The sequence below is a fragment of the Qipengyuania sp. BR81-2 genome, assembly GCF_055693895.1.
Genome location: NZ_CM146344.1, coordinates 253,250 through 266,645, shown reverse-complemented (window position 1 = coordinate 266,645; position 13,396 = coordinate 253,250). Strand labels below are relative to the sequence as shown.

The window sequence follows — 13,396 nt, the reverse complement described above, 5'->3', positions numbered from 1 at the left end:
TCAGCGCCGTAGCGCCCCCCGTGTTCCCGTCAACGCGGAATGTCGACGTAGTCGAGCTTCTGCATCTTCTCGATAAGTTCGCCCTGGAAACGGGGCGGTGTGGGCTGGGTTTTCAGGGCCCAGGCCATGATATCGACGTCGTCTTCCTCGAGCAGCGCTTCGAACCAGGCGAGTTCCTCCTCGCCCCATTCCTGGTGGTAGCGATCGAAGAAGCCGCCGATCATGTAATCGGCTTCGCGCGTGCCGCGGTGCCAGCTGCGAAACTTGCAGCGGGCGAGGCGACCTTCGGTTGTAAGCATTTCCGGCATGACGCGCGGGTAGGGCACTCGCCAAAGCCGTGCAAGCGGCTATAGCGTGAGCGCATGCGCCCCGACGTCCTCAATCCGCTTTTCGCAGAGACCGAAACGCTCGATGGCGTCGGGCCTAAGCTGAAGAAGCCGCTCGACAAGCTGGGACTGACGCGGCTCAAGGACCTCATCTACCACCTGCCGGAACGGTTCGTGACACGGCGCTCGGTCGAAACGGTCGACAAGGCGGGCGAGGGCGAGAATATCGTCCTCAAGCTGACCGTGACCGAACATCGGGGCGGCCGATCGGCGCGTGCACCCTACCGCGTGCTGGCGCAGGACAGCGCGGGCAACATCATCGCGCTCACCTATTTCGGCCGCGCTTCCTATACTGCGAAGAAGCAGCTGCCTGTCGGCGCGACCCGATGGGTTGCGGGCAAGCTCGAACGCTATGGCGATATGCTCCAGATCGTGCATCCCGACCACGTGGTCGAGGAAGGCGGCGATACGCTCCAGCGGCTGTGCGAGCCGATCTATCGCCTGTCGGAAGGACTGACCCAGCCGCGCGTTGCGGGTCTGGTCGAACAGGCGCTGGCAAAGGCTCCCGAGCTGCCCGAATGGATCGAGCCCGCGCAATTCGAGAAGTCGGACTGGCCCGGCTGGCGCGATGCGCTGCATTTTGCGCACAAGGGCGAACACAAACTGGCGCGCGACCGGCTGGCCTATGACGAACTGCTCGCCAACAGTCTCGCACTGATGCTGGTGCGGGCGGACAATCGCAAGCGCAGGGGCCAACCGCTTCAGGGAGACGGCAGCTATCGCGGTAAGCTCGACTTGCCATTTCCGCTGACTGGCGCGCAGAAACGCTCGATCGCCGAAATCGAAGGCGACATGGCGCAGGAAGCGCCGATGCTCCGCCTGCTGCAGGGCGACGTTGGCGCGGGCAAGACCGTGGTTGCACTCGAAGCCATGCTTATCGCTGTCGAGGCGGGCGCGCAGGCTGCGCTGCTCGCGCCTACCGAAATCCTCGCTCGCCAGCACTATGAAAGCCTGCGCCGCATGACCGAGCCTACCGGTGCGGAAGTCGCGCTGCTGACCGGGCGCGACAAGGGCAAGGCGCGCGAGGCGACGCTGATGGGACTGCTCGACGGGAGCATCGACATCGTCGTCGGCACGCATGCGATCTTCCAGGACAAGGTTGCCTACAAGAACCTCGCGATGGTGGTGATCGACGAGCAGCACCGTTTCGGTGTCGGCCAAAGGCTCATGCTTGCTAACAAAGGCAAGCGCGCGCCGCACGTCCTTGCCATGACGGCCACGCCGATCCCGCGCACGCTGACACTCGCGCAATATGGTGAGCTCGACGTCAGCAAGCTCGACGAACTGCCGCCCGGCAGGCAGGCGATCGACACGGTTGTGATGGGGCAGGACAGGATTCCCGCGCTGGTCGAGCGCCTCGCCGCGCAATTCGCGGAAGGGAGACAGGCCTTCTGGGTTTGTCCGATGGTCCGCGAAATGGATGGCCCCGACGAGATTGCCGCCGCCGAAGCGCGCTATGCGGCACTGAAAGAGCGGTTCGGCGACGATGTGGTGATGGTCCACGGCCAGCTGACGCCGGAAATGAAGGACGCAGCGATGGAGCGGTTTGCGCGCGGCGACGCGCGGCTGCTGGTCGCGACCACGGTGATCGAGGTCGGCGTCGACGTGCCCAACGCAACGCTCATGGTGATCGAACAGGCCGAACGCTTCGGTCTGGCCCAACTCCACCAGCTGCGCGGCCGCGTGGGGCGGGGGAGCGAGAAGAGCTTCTGCGTCCTTCTCCACGGCGAGACGCTGTCCGAAACCGCGCAGAAGCGGCTCGCCCTGATGCGCGAGAGCCAGGACGGTTTCCTGCTCGCCGAAGAGGATCTGAAACTGCGTGGCGGCGGCGAACTGCTCGGCACGCGGCAATCAGGCGATACGCCCTTCAACGTAGCGAGTTTCGAGCAGATTAGCGAATTGCTGCCAAAGGCGCACGACGATGCGCGTGTGTTGATGGAACGCGATGGGGGGCTGGAGGGTAAGCGCGGCGATGCTGCCCGCATCCTGCTCTACCTGTTCGAGCGCGATTTCGGCGTGAAGACACTGCGCGGCGGGTAACGTCAGGCTTTTGCTAAGATTTTCGCATTAAACCCTCGGCCAAACGGGGGAATTACAATGCAGGTCGTAAGATATTCAAGGACACGCGTCGCCATGGCCTGCGTCCTCATGATCGGTTTCATCTTTCTCGGTGTCTGGGCCGGGAGCGCGTTTTACGGCAAGGCCTCCTTCGCCGGCTGGCTCATCGCAGGTTGTTTCATGATCTGCCTTCCGATGGGCGCGCGCTATCTCCTCGATGGCGGCAAGATCCTCGAATACGACCGCAATTTTGTGACTTACCACGGCGTGCTCGGCAGCACGCGCCTGCGCTGGGAAGACGTGCACGGTTTCGAGGTCGAAAAGCAGACCTACAACTGGATCGCGACCAACACCTTCCTCAAGATCAAAGGGCCATTCTCCTTCCTCGGCTATGCCAGCATCACGCAGCGCCTGCTCGCACGCGAGCATCGCTCGGCAGAGCACCTGCTCGACGAGATCGTCGACTACCTTGAAGGCGCCGAGCAGCAGCAGGAAGTCCCGCAACAGCCCGCTCGTCCGCAGGGCTTCGGCAATGCTGCGCCAGCTGCGCGCTCGCAGGGCGTAATCGGTGAAGCGCCGATGCCTGCCGCCCCGCAGATGCGCGGCGGAGGTTTCGGCCGCAAGGGGCTCTGACTTCCTGTTTTGAAGCTTCTGCGTTAAATCCCGCTAGAGGGAGGCTGCGCAAATGTTTGGTCCCGATCCAATCGATCTGGCGGATCCGTCGCCATATAGCGCTCTGGCGTACTACGGTCACCTGTTGATTGGCACGGTGACGCTCGTCGCCGCAATGGTGGCACTTTCAAGCCGGAAGGGGAGCCTTCCCCACCGCACTGCGGGACATGTTTTCCTCGCAGGCGTCCTCGTGGTGTGCCTCACCTCGGTTTCGATGCTTGCAAATGTTTTCATTCCGCCGCTTTTCATGGCCGTATTCACCGCTCTTTATGCAGCGGGCGGTGCATGGCTCGCACTACAGAGAGCAACGACCCGCGTGCGGCGAGCAGAAGTCGCTCTGACGATCTTCGAAATCGCGGGCCTGGCACTCTTTCTATCTTTCGCGCTCCCGGCCGTTGCAGACGGTGTTATTCCGCCGATCGCACCGGCGGTGATCGGCCTCATTCCTGTTCTGCTTATTCTTGGCGACCTGAACTGGTTCATCAATCGTGACCGACGGGAAGAGCTTCGGGTGCGCCGACATTTGGCACGGATGGTCTGGGCCTTTGTGGTCGTGCTTCGAGCGCCGCTGGTAGAACTTGCCGCTGCGGGACTTCCGGTTCCCCAACCCGTCATAATCGTCGGCCCCATCCTTCTGGGGGTCGCAATGATCGTGTACTTCCGGCAAAAGTACGGCCGCCCCGGTGCTCAGAAGCCGAGCATCTCCAGCTCGCGCTCGACCGCGGGGCGATAGCCGTCGCCGAACAGGCGAACGTGAAGCAGCCACATCCACAGCCGGTAGACCGGCTGCCGTTCGCTCCATCCCGGCTCCAATCCAAGCGAGGCGAAAAAGCTGCCCGGCGGATGGTCGAACACGGTGAGGCTGGCCGCATCGACCTCGCGGTCGCCGTAATAGGCGCAAGGGTCGATCAGTCCGCTGATCCTGCCGCCCGATACGAGGATGTTGCCGCCCCAGAGGTCTCCGTGGAGCAATGCTGGCTTGGGTGAGTGAGGCAGCATTTCGCCCAGCTTCGAGACCAGGTCTTCCAGCCGCCTCGCCAATTCTGCGGGGAGGTGAGGGGCGTGGCACAGCAAACGCCGCTCCCCCCAGAATTGCGGCCAGCTGTCGCAGACGGCGTTCTCGACCGTCACATGACGAAGTGCATAATCCTCGGACCAGCCGTAATTTTCGCCGGTTTCCGCGTGCAACTTGCCAAGCGCCTCGGCCAGCGAATTCCAGGCAGCCCCCGACAGACCCGCATCGCTCGGCAGGTGCTCGATCAGCATGACCTCTTCATCTGCCGCGATAACTTCCGGCGTCGGGGCGCCCGATTGCGCCATCGCTTCGAGCATCCGCGCCTCGATGCCGACCACCGGGCCCGACTTCGCCACGATAGTTTCGCCATCGGCGAAGGTCACAAGCGATGCGCCCGAAATATCCCCGCCCGCGAAGCGGCGGATGTCGGCCGGGCGCTTGCCGACAAGCCGTTCTATGGCGTCTGCGAGCGTGTCGCTCATGCCGTCTCCGCCAAGACGTTTTCGACGATCCCGCGCACGTCGACGCGCGCGTTCAACCTTGCTCCCAGCAGTGCCGTCCCGCTGACCTTGCGCTGGACGAACAGCGTTTCGGCAGGGGGCAGGTGCCAGCTCTCGCGGTCGCGTGCGATCGGCATGACCGTTTCGCGAGATCTCGGGGACGAAGGCGCGGTCGCCGAAATCGAGATGGTCGTCGCTCGCCATCTGGGTGACCACGATGTCGACCGCACGGCGCATGGCTTCCGGATGGCGTTCGAGGGCGCGGGGGTTCATGAAACCTGCTTCGATTGCTGCCTCCATGACGGCCTCCCTGTCCTCGGCAAGGCCGGCATTGATCAGTCTGCGGTAATCCGTCGAGATGCTTTTCGAGACCTCTCGTGCGGCACCGAAATCGAGCAGCACGATCCGGCCCGTCTTTGCCTGCCAGCGGTAGTTGGCGAAATTCGGATCGGTCTGCATCAGGCGGCTGTCGAACAGTTCGCGGGCGACGAGTTCGATCATGCGTGCGAAGACGTCGTCACGCAGCTCCTGCGGCTCGCTGGCAAGAGCTTCGATCGGCCCGCCTTCCTCGAAACTCATCGCAAGGATGCGGCGGGTGGTCAGTTCTTCGTGAAGTTCCGGCACGACGATTCCTTCGCGCCCTTCCAGCAGCTCGCCGAAGCGCGTCATCATCGCGCCTTCGCGCAGGTAGTCGGCCTCTTCGTGCAGCTGTTCCTTCGCGGCAGCGAGGAGGGGCGCGATATCTAGCTCAGGCGGGAGCAGCCCGGTCAGCTTGAGGAGACCGGCTACATTGTCGACATCGCTGTCGATGCTCTGTGCGATCCCGGGATACTGCACCTTGATCGCCAGAAGCTGGCCGTCGGGCAGCATGGCACGGTGTACCTGTCCGATCGATGCGGCCGCGATCGGGCGCGGTTCGAAGCGGCGGAAACGCTTGCGCCAGTCCTTGCCCCATTCTGCGCCCAGGACCTTGTCGAGCTGCTTTGGCGGCATGAAATCTGCGCGCTCTCGGAGGCGGGCAAGGATTTCGGAAAGCTCGGGCGGCAAGAGGTCGCCCGCATCCATCGAGATCATCTGGCCCAGTTTCATCGCCGCGCCGCGAAGGTGCGCGAGCCTGTCGGTAAGCCGCTTCGCGTTCGCGGGGGTGAGCAGGAGCTGGTCGAGGCGCGGGCGCTCTCCGTTGGCGATCCGCCGCGCACCTTCGCTCAGCGCACCGCCCGCAAGGCCGCCCGCAAGGCGCGTGAAACCGCCGAGGCGTCCGATGCGCGAGGCCGGGACGGAGCGGTGCCGGCTGGAGTCTTCGTCAGCCATGTTCTTCGATCATGACTGCCAGCAATGCATTCGCACCGGCGCTGACTTCGCTCCATGTGATCGAGAAGCCTTCCGCGCCGCCGTAATAGGGATCGCCGACTTCGCGCCCTTCCTGTCCGGGCACGAGGTCGAGCAGCATGGCCACGCGGGCCTTGCCGTTGCCCGGATCGACACGCGCGATATTCGCCATGTTCGATGCATCCATGCCGAGGATGTAGTCGAATTCGTGGAAGTCACTCTCACCCAACTGGCGTCCGCGATAGCCGGTAATGTCGATACCCCTGCGGCGGGCCTCGTCGATGCTGCGCGGATCGGGCGGCTCGCCAACGTGATATCCGGCCGTACCGGCGCTATCGACGCGAACGTCGATGTCAGCTTCCGAAGCGGCATGGCGAAAGGCGGCTTCTGCGAGCGGAGAGCGGCAGATGTTGCCGAGGCAGACGAACAGGACGGCAGGTTTGGACACGGCTATGCGGCGAGACCTTCGATGACGGATGGATACCGTCATTCAATCGCCCGCAATTGCGCTTGTTCCGCGCATTTGCAGACAATGCGCCCTGATGTTCTGGAAAGTGAAATGGTCGGGGAGAGAGGATTCGAACCTCCGGCCCCTGCCTCCCGAAGACAGTGCTCTACCAGGCTGAGCTACTCCCCGACCGGATGCTTGCGGGGCGGACCCCGCGAGGCAGAGGCGGCCCTATAGGTGTGGATTGCGACTGGTGCAAGCGGGCTTTTGCGTTATTTTGGGCCTAGGGCCGCAATAAGATGAAGAGCGACAACTCGGCCATGCCGGACACCCATTTCGAAACCCAATATCTCGACCTGATGCGCCGCATCTGGCTCGAGGGCGACGAGCGGCGCGACCGCACTGGTATCGGCACGCGTTCGGTCTTCGGCGCTATGCTGCGTTTCGACCTTTCCGACGGCGCGATGCCGCTCATCACCACCAAGCGAGTCTACTGGAAGACCGCCACGCGCGAGCTGCTGTGGTTCCTTACCGGCGACACCAACATCCGCCCGCTCGTGCTGCAGGGCGTGAAGATCTGGAACGAGTGGCCGCACGCGAAGTATGTCGAGCAGACGGGCGACGAGATCTCGCTCGAGGATTTCGTCCAGCGCATCGCCGACGACGAGGACTTTGCTGCCATGTGGGGCGATCTCGGACCCGTGTACGGTAAGCAGTGGGTCGACTGGCCTACCTACCAGCCGGTGAAGGGCGGGCTTTTCCGCAAGGGCCGCGGCATCAACCAGGTCGCCGAGGTGGTCGAATCGCTGCAGGAAAATCCGGGCAGCCGCCGTCACATCATCGAGGGCTGGAACGTCGCCGACGTGCCGCGCATGGCGCTGCCGCCATGCCACAAGACGTACCAGTTCCACGTATCGGAAGGCCGCGACGGCAAGCCGCGCCTCAATGGCCTCCTCTACCAGCGCAGTTGCGATGTCGCGCTCGGTCTGCCCTTCAATCTGTGGTCGGCGGCGCTTCTCCAGCGCATGCTCGCCCACCAGGCGCGGCTCGAGCCGGGCGAATTCGTGTGGATGGGCGGCGATACGCACCTCTATCTTAATCATGAGCACCTTGTGAAAGAGCAGCTTTCACGGGAACCGCAAGGCCACCCGCGGCTTGAAATCCTGCGGCGCCCGGCGACTATCTTCGACTATCGGATTGAGGATTTCGCGGTTCACGACTACACGCCGCTCGGAGCCATCAAGGCCCCCGTCGCGGTGTGACCGAAATCGTATGCATAGGCGTACTTGACCGTTTCTCCCGCGCGAAATAAAATAACGCGCAAGCGTAAGATTACGTCTGGGAGACGATTCTATGGCCGACAGGCCTCAAGGTACTGCGAAAGCTGGCGATAACCGCCCGAAGCTTTCGCTTCACGTGCCAGAACCCAAGTTCCGACCCGGTGATGCGGTCGACTTTTCGCACATCGAGGTTCCGGAGGCCGGCCAGCAGCCGCGCCCTGACGAGACCACCAAGCCGGAAGACATGCTCGATTTCGCGCATGGCCTGATCCGCGTGCTGGGCGAGGACAACAAGGCCCACGGTCCGTGGGACCCCAAGCTCGATCCCGAAACGCTGCGCAGCATGCTCGGCCACATGGCCATGACGCGCGCTTTCGACGAGCGCATGTTCCGCGGACAGCGCCAGGGTAAGACCAGCTTCTACATGAAGTGCACCGGCGAAGAGGCGACCAGCGTCTCGGCGTCGATGGCGCTCGCTGCGGACGACATGGTGTTCCCGAGCTATCGCCAGCAGGGCATACTGATCCAGCGCGGCTACCCGATGATCGAAATGATCAACCAGATCTACTCGAACCGGGGCGACAAGCTGAAGGGGCGCCAGCTGCCAATCATGTACTCCTCGCGGGAGCACAGCTTCTTCACCATTTCGGGCAACCTTGCCACGCAGACCCCGCAGGCGGTCGGCTGGGCGATGGCATCGGCGATCAAGGGCGACAGCCGGATCGCGGCGACCTGGGTGGGCGAGGGCAGCACGGCGGAAGGCGACTTCCACTCCGCCTGCCTCTTCGCGACCGTCTACAACGCGCCGGTCATCCTCAACGTGGTCAACAACCAGTGGGCGATCTCCAGCTTCAGCGGTTTCGCCGGCGCAGAGCGCGCGACTTTCGCTGCGCGCGGTCTCGGCTATGGCATTGCCTCGCTGCGGGTCGACGGTAACGACCCACTCGCTTGCTATGCAGCCGAGCAGTGGGCCGCCAACCGCGCCCGCGCCAATGCCGGTCCCACGCTGATCGAGTTCTTCAGCTACCGCGCAGAGGGACACTCCACCTCGGATGATCCCTCTGGATATCGCAGCGCGCAGGAGCGCGACGAGTGGCCGCTCGGTGATCCGGTGATGCGCCTCAAGAACCACCTCATCGAGATCGGTGAATGGGATGAGGAGCGTCAGGAAAAGATGGACCTCGAGGCCGCCGAGTACGTGAAGAAGACGACCAAGGAAGCCGAAGAGAACGGCATCCTGGGCCACGGTCTCCACCACCCGTTCCGCACCATGTTCGAAGACGTGTTCGAAGAGCTGCCCTGGCATCTCAGGGAACAGAGCGAACAGGCGATCCGCGAGCGCGAGACCAAGTTCCCCGAAGGACTTCCGAACGGAGGGAAGGGCGCATGAGCGACACCGCAACAAAGACTGCGGCCGCGGCAGAGCAGGGCACCGAACGCCGCCTCAACATGATCGAGGCGATCAACGACGCGCTCGACGTGTCGATGGGCCGTGACGAGAATATCGTCATCATGGGCGAGGACGTCGGCTATTTCGGCGGCGTGTTCCGCTGCACGGCCGGCCTCCAGCAGAAATACGGCAAGACCCGCGTGTTCGACACGCCGATTTCCGAGTGCGGCATCATCGCTGCGGCAGTCGGGATGGGGGCCTATGGCCTTCGTCCGGTGCCGGAAATCCAGTTCGCCGACTACATCTATCCCGGGCTCGACCAGTTGATCTCCGAAGCGGCGCGCCTGCGCTACCGTTCGGCGGCCGAATACATTGCGCCGATCACCGTGCGCAGCCCCTTCGGCGGCGGCATCTTCGGCGGCCAGACGCACAGCCAGAGTCCCGAGGCGATCTTCGCCCATGTCTCCGGCCTGAAGACTGTCATTCCGGCGACGCCCTATGACGCGAAGGGCCTCCTCATCAGCGCGATCGAAGACAATGACCCGGTCATCTTCTTCGAGCCCAAGCGCATCTACAACGGCCCGTTCTCGGGCTATTACGACAAGCCGGTCGAGCCGTGGAAGCGCTTTGATGCGAGCGTGGTGCCCGAGGGTCACTACAAAATCCCGCTCGGCAAGGCGCGCTACGCCACCGAAGGCGACGAACTCACCATCCTCGCCTACGGCACCATGGTCCATGTGGTCGAGGCAGTTTGCCGCGAGAAGGGCGTCGAGGCCGACATCGTCGACCTGCGCACCATCGTTCCGGTCGACATCGAGACGATCGAGGAATCGGTCAAGAAGACCGGCCGCTGCCTGATCGTCCACGAAGCGACCCGCACCGCCGGTTTCGGTGCCGAGCTCTCCGCGCTGGTGACCGAGCGCTGCTTCTACCACCTCGAAGCACCGGTCGAACGCGTGACCGGCTTCGACACGCCCTATCCCCACAGCCTCGAATGGGCCTATTTCCCCGGCCCGATCCGCATCGGCGAGGCCCTCGACAAGATCCTGAGCGAGTAATCGACATGGCGAAATTTGTATTCAACATGCCCGACATCGGCGAAGGCATCGCCGAGGCGGAAATCGTCCAGTGGCACAAGAAGGTCGGCGACACGGTCAAGGAAGACGAGGAATTCGTCGACATGATGACCGACAAGGCCACCGTGCCCATGGAAAGCCCTGTCGACGGCAAGATCCTCGAGATCGCCGGTGAAGAAGGCGACATGGTCTCGATCGGCTCGATGCTGGTCGTGATCGAGGTCGAGGGTGAAGTGCCAGAGGACGTGGCCGAGGAAGCCCCGGCTCCTTCGCCCGCACCCGCGCCGAAGGCCAAGGAAGTCGAAGAGCGTATCGAGGTCGAAACCTCTGACGCCAGCGATGCCGACGATGCGCTGGCCGCCGATCCCGAGCCCGAACCGCTGCCCGCGCCGACCCCGGCGCCCGAACCCAGGCACCAGGCAAAGGTGCTGGCCACTCCTGCGGTGCGCAAGCGTGCCAAGGAACTGGGTGTCGACCTGAGCCAGGTGAAGCCTTCCGAAGAGGGCCGCATCCGTCACGGCGATCTCGACCAGTTCCTCTCTTACAACTCGGGCTATGGCGCAGCCGCCAAGCCGCGCGAGGACGAGGAAAAGAAGGTCATCGGCATGCGTCGCCGCATCGCCGAGAACATGGCTGCCTCGAAGCGGAACATCCCGCACTTCTCCTATGTCGAGGAATGCGACGTCACCGATCTCGAGGTGCTCCGAGCGCAGCTCAACGCCAGCCGGGGCGAAAAGCCCAAGTTGACGATCCTGCCGATGCTGATCACCGCGATCTGCAAGACGCTGCCCGACTTCCCGATGATCAACGCGCGCTACGACGATGAAGCGGGCGTGGTGACGCGCCACGGCGCAGTCAACATGGGCATGGCGGCGCAGACCGATGCAGGCCTGATGGTGCCGGTCATCAAGAATGCGCAGGGCATGAACCTGTGGCAGCTCGCCAATGAGATCTCGCGTCTTGCCGATGCGGCGCGCAACGGCACCGCAAAGAAGGAAGAGATGGAAGGCGGCACGCTGACCGTTACTTCGCTGGGGCCGCTGGGCGGCGTGGCTACCACGCCGGTCATCAACCGCCCCGAAGTCGCGATCATCGGCCCGAACCGCATTATCGAGCGTCCGATGTACGTCACCGGCAGCGATGGCGTGGAGCGGATCGAGAAGCGCAAGTTGATGAATATCTCGATCAGCTGCGATCACCGCGTGGTCGACGGTTGGGATGCGGCGAGCTTTATCCAGTCGCTGAAGAAGCTGCTGGAGACACCGGCGCTAATCCTGGTGGATTGATCAGCAAAGAGCCCCGTCGGACGATCCGGCGGGGCTTTTTTCTTGCGGCGGCGTCAGCGGCCTGCGTCCGCGGTCTGGTTGACCGAATCTTGGATATCGATAGCGGATTGCGCGGCAAATGCGCCCCCGCCAAGCATGGCCAGTGAAAACGCCAGAAAAGCCGTCTGCAACATACGAACCTCCCGTCCCCCACGTAGAAATTCGAGGGTGAGGATGCGCTCACAGGGTTACTTTTCGGTAAAAATCGCGGGCTTTGGGGACCTTGGCAAAAAGTGCGAAAAAAGCGGCTCAATTTGCGTTGACAGGAATCGGAGCCTCCACTAGATGCGCGGCTCCCAAGGGGGCGCTACAGCGCAATGCGCGGGTGTAGCTCAGTTGGTTAGAGTATCGGCCTGTCACGCCGAGGGTCGCGGGTTCGAGTCCCGTCACTCGCGCCACCTTGGGATTATTCTTCGAAAAGCCGCCTTCCGGGCGGCTTTTTTCATGCCTGCTGGGCGCTGCTTTCAGCGAGCTTGCGCAGGTTCTCCTCGTGTCCCGCCTTGTCGATCCGGTAGCGCGATATGCAGTAGAGCGCGCCGAGATAGAGAACCAGCAGCGATGGGGCGTAGAAAGCCCCTAGCTTCCACAGCGTCTCTGCGGGCACCGCCTCCGGCTCGGCTCCTTCGGGGAAGGCGATGATCGAGAGGATCGCGCCCGCTGCCGCGACTCCGATGCCCTGCGTCACCTTCCGGGTGAAGGTGGTCGCAGCATAGTAGACGCCTTCGTTGCGCCTGCCCGTCTTGACCTGGTTCGATTCGACGAGATCGGCGATCATCGAATAGGCCACCGCCTGCGTCGCGATGATCAGCGCGAGGTCGATCACGTTGATGCCAAGGACAAGCGGGAAGAGCAGCGGCTCGCCGTTCTCGGGCATCATACCGAAGAGCCGTAGCAGAACCGGTGAAGGCTGGATCGTGAAGGCGAGCACGCCCAGCACGACCACGGACTGCTTCTTCCCGATCTTACGCACGCTCCATGGCGCGATGAGGAATCCCATCAGGGCGGACAGTACGACCGTGCAGGTCCAGACGAAGATCTGGAACTCTGCAAAGCCCCAGAAATAGCGCAGCATGAGGAAGGACAGCGCCGCGGCTAGGCCGGATGCGATGGCGAACAGCACCGTCGCGAAGAACAGCGCGATGAAGCTCTTTTCGCTCAGTGTTTCGAACATCTCGCGGAAGATGCGCCGCACCGTATAGCGCTCTCCCGTCGCTACAGGCCGGTGCAGGTGGGGAATACGGTGGTGCGTGCCGATGGCCGAGATGAGAATGGCAACGAGGATCATCAGCGAACCGACCACGCCGTAAGTAGCGTAGGCCTGCGGATCGAGCATGCCGAGCGGGCCGGTCATGAGCGCGCCGAACATGATGATGCTCATCATCGTGCCCCCGGTCCAGCCGAAGAACAGGCGGTACGACTGAAGGCTGGTGCGCTCCTCGTAATCCGATGTCAGTTCGGGGATCAGCGCGGAGCTTGGTGTTTCGTAGAAGGTGATGAAGGTGCGGATCAGTACCGCGAGGCCGGTGAGGTAGAAGAAGAGCCCGGTCTGGCCCAGCTCCGGCGGGTTCCACAGCATGAAGTAGCTCAGCGCCACCGGCAGGGCGGCAGCGTACATGAAGGGGTGACGCCGACCCCACTTGCTGCGGAAATTGTCCGACCAGTAGCCGACCAGCGGATCAGAGACGGCATCGAAGGTAAGGGCGATGAATATCGCTAGGCCGACGAGGCCCGGCTCAAGCCCGATCACCGTCCCGTAGAACAGCAGCAGGAAATAATCGAAGCCGTTGTTCTTGATCCCGAAGGCTGCAGCCCCGGAACCGTGCGCCAGCTTCAGCCAGACGGTCGGCTTGTCTTGAACCCCGGCAGTTGTGGCCATGCTCTCTCCCTGACGAGAGAGGCTAGGATAACGCCTCGCGC

10 protein-coding genes, 2 tRNA genes and 2 pseudogenes are annotated in these 13,396 nt (G+C 63.2%); 8 read left to right on the top strand and 6 right to left on the bottom strand.

Features of this window, described 5'->3' with window-relative positions; all coding sequences use genetic code 11:
- Positions 1-29: 29 nt before the first annotated feature.
- Positions 30-308: an FAD assembly factor SdhE gene (locus ACZ1G8_RS01380; protein ID WP_472680059.1), complete on the bottom strand. Its 279-nt coding sequence runs from the start codon at positions 306-308 to the stop codon at positions 30-32.
- A gap of 54 nt (positions 309-362) precedes the next feature.
- Between ACZ1G8_RS01380 and recG the strand changes: the two genes are divergently transcribed.
- From recG to ACZ1G8_RS01365, 3 genes are all read left to right on the top strand, one after another.
- The gene (recG, locus tag ACZ1G8_RS01375; protein WP_472680058.1) at positions 363-2,426 is read left to right on the top strand and encodes an ATP-dependent DNA helicase RecG; all 2,064 of its coding nucleotides are present in this window, start codon (positions 363-365) and stop codon (positions 2,424-2,426) included.
- A 93-nt stretch (positions 2,427-2,519) separates the two neighbouring features.
- A complete protein-coding gene (locus ACZ1G8_RS01370; protein WP_472680057.1) occupies positions 2,520-3,077 on the top strand; it encodes a hypothetical protein in 558 nt (185 codons plus the stop codon).
- Between the two features lie 52 nt (positions 3,078-3,129).
- On the top strand, positions 3,130-3,849 hold the full coding sequence (locus ACZ1G8_RS01365) for a hypothetical protein (protein ID WP_472680056.1): 720 nt from the start codon (positions 3,130-3,132) through the stop codon (positions 3,847-3,849).
- Here the strand turns inward: ACZ1G8_RS01365 and ACZ1G8_RS01360 are convergent.
- The 4 genes and pseudogenes from ACZ1G8_RS01360 to ACZ1G8_RS01345 form a co-directional block, all read right to left on the bottom strand.
- Positions 3,804-4,505 (bottom strand): annotated as a pseudogene (locus tag ACZ1G8_RS01360) (fructosamine kinase family protein); the annotation flags it as partial. The gene ACZ1G8_RS01365 and the pseudogene ACZ1G8_RS01360 overlap by 46 nt on opposite strands.
- A gap of 104 nt (positions 4,506-4,609) precedes the next feature.
- Positions 4,610-5,942 (bottom strand): annotated as a pseudogene (locus tag ACZ1G8_RS01355) (ABC1 kinase family protein).
- Positions 5,935-6,408, bottom strand: coding sequence for a low molecular weight protein-tyrosine-phosphatase (locus ACZ1G8_RS01350; protein WP_472680055.1), 474 nt, complete (start codon positions 6,406-6,408; stop codon positions 5,935-5,937). Before ACZ1G8_RS01350 ends, ACZ1G8_RS01355 begins: the two are co-directional and overlap by 8 nt.
- A 112-nt stretch (positions 6,409-6,520) precedes the next feature.
- Positions 6,521-6,597, bottom strand: a tRNA-Pro gene (locus ACZ1G8_RS01345).
- A 110-nt stretch (positions 6,598-6,707) separates the two neighbouring features.
- Here ACZ1G8_RS01345 and thyA point away from each other — a divergent pair.
- From thyA to ACZ1G8_RS01320, 5 genes are all read left to right on the top strand, one after another.
- Positions 6,708-7,670: a thymidylate synthase gene (thyA, locus tag ACZ1G8_RS01340; protein ID WP_472680054.1), complete on the top strand. Its 963-nt coding sequence runs from the start codon at positions 6,708-6,710 to the stop codon at positions 7,668-7,670.
- Positions 7,671-7,761: 91 nt separating this feature from the next.
- Positions 7,762-9,078 (top strand): thiamine pyrophosphate-dependent enzyme, encoded by a 1,317-nt coding sequence (locus ACZ1G8_RS01335; RefSeq protein ID WP_472680053.1) that lies wholly within the window; start codon positions 7,762-7,764, stop codon positions 9,076-9,078.
- Entirely contained in the window at positions 9,075-10,136 is a 1,062-nt protein-coding gene (locus ACZ1G8_RS01330; protein WP_472680052.1) for an alpha-ketoacid dehydrogenase subunit beta, read from the top strand. The genes ACZ1G8_RS01335 and ACZ1G8_RS01330 overlap by 4 nt, the downstream gene beginning before the upstream one ends.
- A gap of 5 nt (positions 10,137-10,141) precedes the next feature.
- Positions 10,142-11,440, top strand: a complete 1,299-nt coding sequence (locus tag ACZ1G8_RS01325) for a dihydrolipoamide acetyltransferase family protein (protein ID WP_472680051.1) — start codon at positions 10,142-10,144, stop codon at positions 11,438-11,440.
- Positions 11,441-11,800: 360 nt separating this feature from the next.
- Positions 11,801-11,877 (top strand) — tRNA-Asp (locus ACZ1G8_RS01320).
- A gap of 44 nt (positions 11,878-11,921) precedes the next feature.
- On the opposite strand, the gene ACZ1G8_RS01315 is transcribed toward ACZ1G8_RS01320, so the two are convergent.
- On the bottom strand, positions 11,922-13,355 hold the full coding sequence (locus ACZ1G8_RS01315; RefSeq protein WP_472680050.1) for an MFS transporter: 1,434 nt from the start codon (positions 13,353-13,355) through the stop codon (positions 11,922-11,924).
- Between the last annotated feature and the right edge of the window lie 41 nt (positions 13,356-13,396).

Coding starts and splice junctions, on each gene's coding strand:
- ACZ1G8_RS01370 (WP_472680057.1), top strand. CDS start 2,520: ATGGCCTGCGTCCTCATGATCGGTTTCATCTTTCTCGGTGTCTGGGCC.
- thyA (WP_472680054.1), top strand. CDS start 6,708: ATGAAGAGCGACAACTCGGCCATGCCGGACACCCATTTCGAAACCCAA.
- recG (WP_472680058.1), top strand. CDS start 363: ATGCGCCCCGACGTCCTCAATCCGCTTTTCGCAGAGACCGAAACGCTC.
- ACZ1G8_RS01380 (WP_472680059.1), bottom strand. CDS start 308: ATGCCGGAAATGCTTACAACCGAAGGTCGCCTCGCCCGCTGCAAGTTT.
- ACZ1G8_RS01325 (WP_472680051.1), top strand. CDS start 10,142: ATGGCGAAATTTGTATTCAACATGCCCGACATCGGCGAAGGCATCGCC.
- ACZ1G8_RS01335 (WP_472680053.1), top strand. CDS start 7,762: ATGGCCGACAGGCCTCAAGGTACTGCGAAAGCTGGCGATAACCGCCCG.
- ACZ1G8_RS01330 (WP_472680052.1), top strand. CDS start 9,075: ATGAGCGACACCGCAACAAAGACTGCGGCCGCGGCAGAGCAGGGCACC.
- ACZ1G8_RS01315 (WP_472680050.1), bottom strand. CDS start 13,355: ATGGCCACAACTGCCGGGGTTCAAGACAAGCCGACCGTCTGGCTGAAG.
- ACZ1G8_RS01365 (WP_472680056.1), top strand. CDS start 3,130: ATGTTTGGTCCCGATCCAATCGATCTGGCGGATCCGTCGCCATATAGC.